Raw genomic sequence first — 9,538 nt, 5'->3', positions numbered from 1 at the left:
TCGCCGCGCAGGCGAACCAGCCCGGATGCCGGGCAACGGCCGTTCATTGAACGGCAGCCCTCCGCGTCACGCGGGCTCTCGCCCGGCGCAGCGCCCATCCTCACTCCTGCCGCAGCGGCAGACCTCTTTTACGTTGCCTTCCCCCCGGGCCGGTGGCATACTGCCGCCATGTCCATCTTCACCACATCCACTCCCGTCATCGGCACGCCGGAAAACGGCGACTGGCCTTTGGTTCACCCGCTGGCCTGCCTGCCCGAACCGGCCCTGGAGTCCCCCACGCAAGGCAACATCCCCGACGATGCCGCCTGTATGGCCCTTTGGGATAAATATGGCATGCTGGACAATATCCGCGCCCATTCGCGCATGGTGGCCCATATCGCCACCGAACTGGCCCAGCGGGCCCGCGCGGCCGGGTTTCCGGTCAATGTGGCCGCTGTGCGCGCCAGCGCCATGCTGCACGACATCGCCAAGACCTACAGCGTCCTGCACGGCGGCAGCCATGCCCAGCTGGGGGCCAGCTGGGTAGTGGCCGAGACCCGCAACCACGCTTTGGCGCAGGGCGTGCTGCTGCACGTCCACTGGCCCTGGGCCGTCCCGGAGCAGGAGCCCGAGCGCCTGTTCTCCATCCCGTTTTTCGTGATCTACGCTGACAAGCGGGTCAAGCACGACCAGTGCGTGCCCCTGCGCCAGCGCTATGAGGACCTGCTGGTGCGCTACGGCCATACGGAAAAGGCCCGCAAGGGCATCCGCCTTTCGTGGCAGCAGGGCGAATGTATCGAACGCGCCTTCGAGGCGCATCTGGGGTATGCCATCCATGAAGATTCTTTTGATAGCGGGCGGCTGGTCCAGCGAGCGTGAGGTCTCTCTGACCGGTGCCCGCGGCATGCAGGAAGCCCTGCTCAAACGCGGCCATGCCGTGACCTTCTTCGACCTGCTGGAAAATTTCGACGAGCTGCTGGAGACCGCCCGGCAGCATGACTTTGCCCTCATCAACCTGCACGGTTCGCCGGGCGAGGACGGTCTGGTGCAGGCCATGCTGGAAAAGGCCGACTGTCCCTACCAGGGCTCCGGGCCTTCCGGCTCCTTCCTGGCCCTGAACAAGGCCGCCGCCAAGCAGATCTTCCGCATGGCCGGCCTGCCCACGGCCGACTGGGAATTCCTGCCCGTGCGTCCCGCCGAAGGCTGGGAACCGCGCCTGCCCTGGCCGCTCTTCGTCAAGACCACCACGGGCGGTTCTTCCCTGCGTCTGGGCCGTGCCACCAACCGGCAGGAACTGGATGCCATCATGGACGAGATCTTCGCCGCCGGTGAAGGTGTGCTCATCGAGCCCCAGCTGCCCGGCAAGGAGATCACCTGCGGCATCCTGGGCGAGGAAGCCATGCCGCCCATCCTCATCGAGCCCGTGGCGGGCGATTACTTCGACTACGAGAGCAAGTACGCCACCGGCGGCGCGCGCGAGCTCTGCCCCGCCCCCGTTTCCCCGGCCGTCACCGCCGAGGTGCAGCGCCTGGCCCTGGCCGCCCACAAGGCCCTGGGCCTCAAGGGCTACAGCCGCGCCGATTTCATCCTCGGCCCCGACGACAGCCTGCACCTGCTGGAGGTCAACACCCTGCCCGGCATGACGCCCACCAGCCTCGTGCCGCAGGAGGCCGCCCAGCTGGGCATGGACTTTGGCCAGCTGCTGGAAAAACTCATCGAGCTGGGCATGGAACAGCACGCCAAAGCCTGATCCTGCCCCCACTGTCTGCCTTCAGGCGCGCTGTCCCCGGGTAGCGCGCTTTTTCGTTTCCGGCCCGTGCCGGGCCCCTGTTTCGAGCGCCATCGGCGCACGCCTGCCCAAGGAGGCAGCCCCATGAATCCCACCCTCGCCGCTCACGCGGCCGCCATCCTGACCATCCTCATCTGGGGCGCCACCTTCACCTCCACCAAGGTGCTGCTGCAGGCCTTTGCGCCCATCGAGATCCTTTTCCTGCGCTTTCTGCTGGGGGCCTGTGCCCTGCTGCTGGCCTGTCCCCGCCTGCTGCACGTGCGTGACCGGCGCCGGGAAGTGACCTTTGCCCTGGCGGGCCTGTGCGGCGTGACCCTCTACTTTTTGCTGGAGAACATCGCCCTGAGCTACAGCACGGCGTCCAACGTGGGCGTGCTGGTGGGCATATCGCCCTTCCTGACGGCCCTGCTGGCCCGCATCGTCCTGGGCGAGAGCCTGCATCCCGGCTTTTTCGTGGGCTTCGTCTGCGCCATGTCCGGCATCATCTGCATCGCCGTCAACAGCAACGCCGTGCTCCAGCTCAATCCGCTGGGCGATGTCCTGGCCCTGCTGGCGGCCCTGACCTGGGCGTTCTATTCCATCCTGACCCGCAAGATAGGCGACTACGGCTACAATACCTTGCAGGTGACCCGCCGCATCTTCTGCTGGGGCCTCATCTTCATGCTGCCCACCCTGCCGCTGTCCGGTTTCCGCTGGGGCCTGGAGCGCCTGGCACAGCCCGAGATGCTGGCCAACCTGCTCTTCCTCGGCCTGGGCGCCTCGGCCCTGTGCTTCGCCACCTGGAACTTCACCATCCGCATCCTGGGCGCCATCAAGACCAGCGTGTACATCTATGCCGTGCCCGTGGTCTCGGTCATCACCGCCACCCTTTTGCTGGGCGAGCGCCTGACCGGGCTGGCCCTTACCGGCATGGCCCTCATCATCCTCGGCCTGGTCATCTCCGAAGGCCGCCTGCCCCTGCACCGCAAAAAAGCCTGACCGCAGCCGGGCCGCAGGCCCGAGATACGGCCCCTGCCCCCCAAACAGCAAAAGCCCCGCGCCGTCATACCGACAGCACGGGGCTTTTCAGCAACGGGACCCGCGGGGCAGTGCCCGTTTAGTTCCAGATCAGATGCAGCAGCCAGTAGGAGCAAAAGCCCACCGTGGCCGCAGCGGGCAGGGTCAGCACCCAGGCCGTGACCAGCTGTCCGGCCACGGTCCAGCGCACGGCGGAAAGGCGCTTGGTGGAGCCCACACCGAAGATGCAGGCCGAGATGGTGTGCGTGGTGCTCACGGGCGCGCCCAGCACGGATGCCCCGGAGATGACCAGAGCGGCCGACGTTTCGGCGGCAAAGCCGTGCACGGGCTCCAGCTTGAAGATGCGGTGGCCCATGGTCTTGACGATCTTCCAGCCGCCGATGGCCGTACCGGCGGCCATGGCCATGGCGCAGGCCAGCTTGACCCACAGGGGCACGGCCACCTCGTCGATCTCGCCGAAGATGAACAGGGCCAGGGTGATGATGCCCATGGTCTTCTGGGCGTCATTGAGGCCGTGGCTGGTGGCCATGAAGGCCGCGGACACCAGCTGCATCTTGCGGAAGATGCGGTTGACCTTGCTGCGCATGACCCGTGCGAATATCCAGTAGATGAGCCACATGATGAGGAAGCCCACCCCAAAGCCCGCCAGCGGCGAGAGCACCAGCGGCAGCAGCACCTTGTTGACGATGCCAGCAAAATTGAGGGCCTCGGGCCCGGCATGGGCCAGAGCAGCACCCACCAGGCCGCCGATGAGCGCATGGGAGGACGACGAGGGGATGCCGAAATACCAGGTGAGGCAGTTCCAGAAGATGGCGCCCAGCAGGGCCGCCAGCACCAGGATGTGGCTGCCCTGCACCACTTCGGGCAGGACCAGGCCCGCCCCGAGGGTCTTGGCCACCTCGGTGCCCAGCAGGGCCCCGGCCAGGTTGAGGGCGGCCGCCATGCCCACGGCGAAGCGGGGCGTGACCACCTTGGTGGAGACCACGGTGGCGATGGCATTGGCGCAGTCGTGCGCGCCGTTGGTAAAGTCGAATACCAGGGCGACAAGGACGATCAGAATGAGCAGGAGAGGGATCTCAAACATTCTTCAGCACCGCTTCTTCGATGGTTTCAGCCAGATTGTTGACGTTTTCCAGAAGCAAGCTGATGCGGTCGTAAGCCTGGCTCCACTTCATGATGTTCATGAGCCGGGCGGGGGTGATCTCCTGCTGGTCGTCCATGAGCTCGGCCAGTCCCACGGCCAGCAGCATGTCGCACTCGCCGCGCAGGTAGCGGAAGGCGCGCGTCTTGTGGCAGTCCTCACGCCGGGTCAGGCCGTCCAGCATCTCGCCGGTCAGGTCCAGCATGGAGCAGATGGTGCGCACCAGCTGCACCGCCGGGAAGCGCATGGTGGGGAACTCGAAGATGTGCAGACGGGTGCTCAGGGTGTGCAGGCCGTCCAGGGCTTCTTCCTGTTCCTGGTTGATGCGCAGGATGTCCTCACGGTCGATGGGCGTGATGAAGGTCTGCGACAGGTCGCGGATGATGCGCACATGGAGCTTGTCCGCCTCTTCCTCGATCAGGGCGATCTCCTTGTGGCCCTCGTCCATCTTGGACAGGTCCTCCAGCATGGCGAGCAGCAGTCGCGACATGTGGCGCAAGTGGCTGTTTTGCTCCAGCAGCATTTCAAAGAACGGAGCGGACTTGGGAAGCAGGGATGCGAACATGCGCCCTCCTCTTGATGTGAAAGATCCCTGGACGGGGTTCCCTGTCCCTGCGGCAGACGGCCGTATGAGACAGCATTACCGGAATCCCCTGACTTCATTCCTTATCGTGTACGCCCGGCATGCGTGTTCCCGGGCGGGTACCGCCTTTTGTTACAATGGATAATGATATCTGTTTATTATCGTTACAGTGATTATACTGTGTCCATGAAATCGTTTTCAAGCCATTTCCGGCCTGCTGCTGCGATTTCCCCCTCAGGCAGCCAGTCAGGCGGCAGCAGCCAGCGGGCCTCCGGCAGATGCAGGGCGCCGTGGTGCAGAAAAAAAGCTCCCTGCCCGTCCTCGGGGGACTGCGGCAGGGAGGAAGCATACAGGCCATCCAGCCACAAGGCATGGCCCAGGGCAGCGGCATGGGCCCGGATCTGGTGTCGGGCGCCCCGATGGATGGTGCAGCCCGCCAGGGTCAGACTGTCGGGCAGGGACGGGACGGACAACGAGAAACGTCGGCACAGCTCGCGGGCGAAAGCATGGCAGGCCTCACCCTGCCAGTGGTACAGGGGACGGAACCAGGTCCAGCGGGCGGCGTCAGCGGCTTCGCTGTCCAGCACTCGGACCACACGGCGCTGCGCCATGTCCAGGGCCCGGCGCACGCAGGCCTCCCGCTCCAGGGAACCGGACAGCAGGGCCAGATAGCCCTTGCAGCAGCGGCCCCCGGCCTCGGCCTGACGGAAATCCCGCACCGTGGCGGCCAGGCTGTCTTCATCCTCAGCCACGGCGGCACAGACGATGCCCGACGTCCGGGCATCCAGGCGTTGCAGCAGGGCCCAGGCCGGAGGGACGGCGCCCTCGGCCCACAGCGAAGGGATAGCGGCCTCGAGGCTGCGGCCCCCGCCCCCGGCCAGGCTGACGCTGTGCCAGCCGGCGGGTTTGAAAAAGGCCTGCCAGCGTCCCTGACGGGAAAGGGCACGGGGAGCGTCCCCGTCATCGGCAGCGGGATCGGAAAAAACTTCCGGGAGGGCCGGACACAGGCTGATGCCGTCGCCCTGACGGACACGGTAGGCAGCGGGGGCCTGACGGCCGTTGACCCGCACCCGCCCTTCTTCCAGCAGGCGACGGCGGCCGCGCAGGCCGGGAACGGGCTGGCCCAGGGCCTCCAGTACCACGGCCAGGGCCGCGTCCAGCCGCTGACCGGCAAGGGCGGCATCGGCCACATGACAGGTGTGGTGCGGGGCGTCCATCAGGCATCCTCTTCCGAAAAGGCGGCAGTCCCCGCTTCCGGGGCACGTTCACGAGCACGCAGCTCTTCCACCAGCTCCAGCAGGGCCACGGACGTCCGTTCGGGGTCGTGGTGCTGCGGGTCGTCCGGGCAGACCATCTCCCGGTCCACCACCTCGATGCCGCGGCGTTCCAGTTCCTTCCATTCGATGCCGCCGGGGTAACGGCCGTGACGGCTGTCCAGCAGCACGGCATGCAGCAGATCGCCGGGGCCCGCCTGCGGTGCGTCCTGTTGCAGGTGACGCAGCAGCATGTCCACCTGGGCGGTGAGGGTCAGGCCCTGGGCCTCGGTATCCTTGCCGGAATTGGGGATGTAGATCTTGGGGCAGCGCGCCGCGGCCACGGCACGGCCCACGCCGTCGGGCAGCAGGTTGGAGAGCACGCTGGTGTAGAAGCTGCCCATGGGATAACAGATGGCCCCGGCGCTTTGCAGATAGGTGGCCGCCGTGGCGGACAGGGGCGGACGGCAGGGCGTGAGGGCCGTGGAGGTGCGCCCCGGTTCATGGACCGTGAGATAGAGACGCCGCACCGGCTGGGTCAGGCGGCAGAAGTGGTGCTGCCCCACCAGGACGGAACCGTCGGCCAGCTCGGCAGCCAGATGCAGGCAGGCGTTGACGATGGGCAGGACCACGCCGCGCACCTGCAAAAGACGGCTGAACAGGCTCAGCACCGGCGTGAAATTGCGCTGGAAATGCAGATAGCCCCCGGCAAGCAGCAGGTTGCCCATGCTGGCTTTCTGGGGGCGGAAATCGTCGGGCATGCGCTCCAGGAAATAGCCCAGATGCACCCGCATCACATCGGCCATGACCGACGGCAGGGGACGCCAGCAGGGATGCCCGGCGCTGCCCATGGCACGCAGACGGGCGCGCAGGGCCTCGGAATCCCCTTCCGCAGGCAGGCGCATCTCCCAAAAGTCCAGCACGCTCTGCGGGATCATGCTGTCGGCCAGAGCGGCCAGGCGGTTGCGGATGTCCCCCACAGCGGGCAGGGCAAAGGCTTCGCGCAGGGCGGCGGAACTGCCGCCCGAATCGAAGGGCGTCACCAGATGGACGGAATTGTGGGTATAACGGGTAAGGCTGCGGCTCAGGCCCTTGAGGGCCGTACCGCCGGTGAAGAAGACCAACCGGGGACCGAGGGCGGGCAACAGGACGCTCACGCCGCTTCTCCGGTCATGCCCAGTTCGCGCATCCTGAGGTAGATGGCGCGGCCGATCCAGGCATCGGTGGCGGCGTAGATGACCTGGCGCTTGCTCAGCTCCATAACGCTCCAGTTGGAACACTGGGGCCCCTTGGAGATGCGCTGCCCGAACAGGTTGGCGGCCAGGGTGCGCAGGCCCTGCGTGGTCAGCTGGTGGGCTCGGGCCACCATGCCCAGATCCACCATCCCCGCAGGCTTGAAAGGATACAGACGGGCCAGCTCGCGCATGTCGTCGCCGATGGCCACCCCGGCCTTGATGACCGCGGGGTCAGCCAGCAGACCCGCCAGTTCGGGCCCGAAAGGCCACCAGGAAAGCTGCACCAGATACACGGCCCGGGCCGTGGCCAGCTGCACCAGGGAAGGGGTGTTGACCCGGCCCTTGCGGAAGGACGGACGGGTCTCGGTATCGAAGCCCAGCACCTGTTCCTGCTGCAGATCCGGCAGGGCTTTTTCCCAGTCTTCCAGACTGCGCACCAGATGGATGGGCCCTTCGTAATGGCACAGGGGCAGAGCGTTGATTTCGTCGCTGCTCAGGCGGCGACGCAGACTTTCCAGATTCATGCCGTTCGGGGGTTTGTGTCCTAGGGGAGGTACCGCGCGCCTGCGGCACGCGCATACCTGCCTCCTATAACACAAATCACTTGCCGATGCAAAAGCTTGAAAAGACGCGGTTCAAGACCTCTTCCGGGCTGTCCAGGCCGGTGACCTCGCCCAGCAGGGCCGCCGCGGCGTCCAGACGGACGGAGCAGCAGTCATAGGGGCTGCCGGCGGCGATGTCGGCCAGCAGGGCGTCCAGTTCGTGCAGGGCACGCTCCAGCACCAGCGACTGGCGCGCGTTGGGGGCCAGCCCGTCGGAGGGCGGCGTATGGCTGCCGTCGTCCAGCAGCAGGGCCCGCAGACGGCGGGCCAGGGTATCCACGTTGTGGCCGGTGCTGGCGCTGATGCGCACGCAGGGGCGGCCATGGCCCCAGGCAGGCGGCCAGACGGCGGGCTCGGCCAGATCCACCTTGTTCCAGACCAGCAGCACGGGGATGTCGCCGGCCTGCTCCAGCACTTCGCGCACGGCCTCGTCGGGGCAGATGTCGGCAGCGGCCCCGGCAGGGCCCAGACGGCCACCGTCCACCAGCAGGAGGATGGCGTCGGCCTGACGCACCTTCTGGCGGCTCAGGGCCACGCCCATCTCTTCCACGCTCTCGTCGGTCTCGCGCAGGCCCGCCGTATCGGTCAGGCGCACGGGCAGCCCGTCCAGCTGGCAGCTTTCTTCAAGAAAGTCACGCGTGGTGCCGGGGATGTCCGTGACCAGGGCCCGGTTGCGGCCCAGCAGGGCATTGAGCAGGCTGGACTTGCCCGCATTGACGGCACCGGCCAGCACCACCACGGCGCCCTGCTGCATGACCTGCGCACGACGCTGGCCGGTCAGCAGGCCGCGCACGGCGGCGGCCACCTCCTCCACCACGGCGGCGAAGGCTTCGGGAGCAAGGCACTCCACTTCTTCGTCGGGAAAGTCCACGGCCAGGCTCATCTGCACGCGCAGCTCTTCCAGCCGCTGGCGCAAGGCCGTGACCTTGCGGCCCAGCAGGCCGTCCAGGCGATTGAGGCTGTAGCGCAGGGCCTCGCGCGAAGGCGCGGCGATGAGTTCCGCCACGGCCTCGGCCTGGCTCAGGTCCATGCGGCCGTTGACGAAGGCCCGGCGCGAGAACTCGCCCCGCTCCGCGGCCCGTGCCCCCAGACGCAGGGCCGTCTCCAGGATGGCCTGCACGATGAAGGGACCGCCGTGGCAATGGATCTCGGCCACGTCCTCCCCGGTGAAGGTGCGCGGGCCGGGCATGAACACGGCCAGTACGTCGTCCAGAGGCGCGCCTTCATGGTCGAGGGCGCGCCCGCGGTGCAGCACCCAGGGGCGGAAGCCCGAAAACTTCGCCGAGGCGGGACTGAACATGCGGGAAAGGATCTCCCGGGACTGCGGCCCGGAGATGCGGACGATGCCGATGCCCCCCGCACCGGGAGCCGTGGCTATGGCGGCGATGGTAGGCATCAGGAACGCTCGGGACGGCGGCGCATGATGACGACCCGCTTCATGGGACCATCACCGGAACTGCGGGTCTGCACTTCCTCGGCATCCTGCAGGCAAAGATGCACGATGCGGCGGTGGTAGGAACTGAGCGGACGGGTGGAATAGGAGCGGCCGGTCTGGCGCACCTTTTCGGCCAGGGCCAGGGCCATCTCGCGCAGCTTCTCGTCCTGGCGCTGGCGGTAGCGGCCGGCATCCAGCTGCACGCGCACGGCGGCGTTCATGCCGCGCGAGACCACGCGCGAAGCCAGATACTGCAGGGAGGCCAGGGTCTGGCCCTCGCGTCCGATGAGCAGGCCGGAATCTTCCTCACAGTCCACGGCCACGCGCACACGGCCGTCGGCCACGGTCACTTCCAGCGTCACTTCCTCGCCCACGATGGGACGGACGAGCTGGCGCACGGCTTCCTTGGTCAGGGCTTCGAGACGCTGGGGATCCAGTTCCTCCACAGGGGTGAAGGGCAGGCTCTCCTCCACTTCGTCCAGCACGTCTTCGGTGTTCTCGGCA

Annotated in this window: 10 protein-coding genes; 3 read left to right on the top strand and 7 right to left on the bottom strand. The window is 67.1% G+C overall.

Going from position 1 to position 9,538, the window contains the following annotated elements; all coding sequences use genetic code 11:
- Positions 1–168 precede the first annotated feature (168 nt).
- From DESPIG_RS09650 to DESPIG_RS09640, 3 genes are all read left to right on the top strand, one after another.
- Entirely contained in the window at positions 169–858 is a 690-nt protein-coding gene (locus tag DESPIG_RS09650; protein WP_040369797.1) for an HD domain-containing protein, read from the top strand.
- Positions 815–1,729, top strand: coding sequence for a D-alanine--D-alanine ligase family protein (locus DESPIG_RS09645; RefSeq protein ID WP_006008025.1), 915 nt, complete (start codon positions 815–817; stop codon positions 1,727–1,729). The genes DESPIG_RS09650 and DESPIG_RS09645 overlap by 44 nt, the downstream gene beginning before the upstream one ends.
- 123 nt (positions 1,730–1,852) lie before the next feature.
- The gene (locus tag DESPIG_RS09640) at positions 1,853–2,746 is read left to right on the top strand and encodes a DMT family transporter (protein WP_006008022.1); all 894 of its coding nucleotides are present in this window, start codon (positions 1,853–1,855) and stop codon (positions 2,744–2,746) included.
- Positions 2,747–2,864: 118 nt separating this feature from the next.
- Here the strand turns inward: DESPIG_RS09640 and DESPIG_RS09635 are convergent, their stop codons facing one another.
- From DESPIG_RS09635 to DESPIG_RS09605, 7 genes are all read right to left on the bottom strand, one after another.
- Positions 2,865–3,869, bottom strand: coding sequence for an inorganic phosphate transporter (locus tag DESPIG_RS09635; protein ID WP_006008020.1), 1,005 nt, complete (start codon positions 3,867–3,869; stop codon positions 2,865–2,867).
- Complete coding sequence (locus DESPIG_RS09630; protein ID WP_006008018.1) at positions 3,862–4,491, bottom strand: DUF47 domain-containing protein; 630 nt, start codon at positions 4,489–4,491, stop codon at positions 3,862–3,864. Before DESPIG_RS09630 ends, DESPIG_RS09635 begins: the two co-directional genes overlap by 8 nt.
- Positions 4,492–4,682: 191 nt before the next feature.
- Positions 4,683–5,726, bottom strand: a complete 1,044-nt coding sequence (locus DESPIG_RS09625) for an RNA pseudouridine synthase (RefSeq protein WP_006008013.1) — start codon at positions 5,724–5,726, stop codon at positions 4,683–4,685.
- On the bottom strand, positions 5,726–6,919 hold the full coding sequence (locus DESPIG_RS09620) for a GAK system CofD-like protein (protein ID WP_006008011.1): 1,194 nt from the start codon (positions 6,917–6,919) through the stop codon (positions 5,726–5,728). Before DESPIG_RS09620 ends, DESPIG_RS09625 begins: the two co-directional genes overlap by 1 nt.
- A complete protein-coding gene (locus tag DESPIG_RS09615; protein ID WP_006008009.1) occupies positions 6,916–7,521 on the bottom strand; it encodes a 3'-5' exonuclease in 606 nt (201 codons plus the stop codon). Before DESPIG_RS09615 ends, DESPIG_RS09620 begins: the two co-directional genes overlap by 4 nt.
- Before the next feature lie 76 nt (positions 7,522–7,597).
- Positions 7,598–8,995 carry a tRNA uridine-5-carboxymethylaminomethyl(34) synthesis GTPase MnmE gene (gene mnmE, locus DESPIG_RS09610; RefSeq protein WP_006008007.1) on the bottom strand — a complete coding sequence of 466 codons (1,398 nt, stop codon included), beginning with the start codon at positions 8,993–8,995 and terminating at the stop codon, positions 7,598–7,600.
- Positions 8,995–9,538 (bottom strand): Jag family protein (locus tag DESPIG_RS09605; protein ID WP_006008005.1); only part of this gene is annotated, 544 nt, incomplete at its 5' end. The genes mnmE and DESPIG_RS09605, both read right to left, overlap by 1 nt.

It is taken from the genome of Desulfovibrio piger ATCC 29098 (genome assembly GCF_000156375.1).
GTDB classification, from domain to species: domain Bacteria; phylum Desulfobacterota; class Desulfovibrionia; order Desulfovibrionales; family Desulfovibrionaceae; genus Desulfovibrio; species Desulfovibrio piger.
Note: the sequence above shows the minus strand (reverse complement) of the source record. Positions and strands in the feature narration are given on the sequence as shown.

What these genes read in the sequence shown, in the direction of transcription:
- DESPIG_RS09650 (WP_040369797.1), top strand. Translation starts at nt 169, where the DNA reads ATGTCCATCTTCACCACATCCACTCCCGTCATCGGCACGCCGGAAAAC.
- DESPIG_RS09645 (WP_006008025.1), top strand. Translation starts at nt 815, where the DNA reads ATGAAGATTCTTTTGATAGCGGGCGGCTGGTCCAGCGAGCGTGAGGTC.
- DESPIG_RS09640 (WP_006008022.1), top strand. Translation starts at nt 1,853, where the DNA reads ATGAATCCCACCCTCGCCGCTCACGCGGCCGCCATCCTGACCATCCTC.
- DESPIG_RS09635 (WP_006008020.1), bottom strand. Translation starts at nt 3,869, where the DNA reads ATGTTTGAGATCCCTCTCCTGCTCATTCTGATCGTCCTTGTCGCCCTG.
- DESPIG_RS09630 (WP_006008018.1), bottom strand. Translation starts at nt 4,491, where the DNA reads ATGTTCGCATCCCTGCTTCCCAAGTCCGCTCCGTTCTTTGAAATGCTG.
- DESPIG_RS09625 (WP_006008013.1), bottom strand. Translation starts at nt 5,726, where the DNA reads ATGGACGCCCCGCACCACACCTGTCATGTGGCCGATGCCGCCCTTGCC.
- DESPIG_RS09615 (WP_006008009.1), bottom strand. Translation starts at nt 7,521, where the DNA reads ATGAATCTGGAAAGTCTGCGTCGCCGCCTGAGCAGCGACGAAATCAAC.
- mnmE (WP_006008007.1), bottom strand. Translation starts at nt 8,995, where the DNA reads ATGCCTACCATCGCCGCCATAGCCACGGCTCCCGGTGCGGGGGGCATC.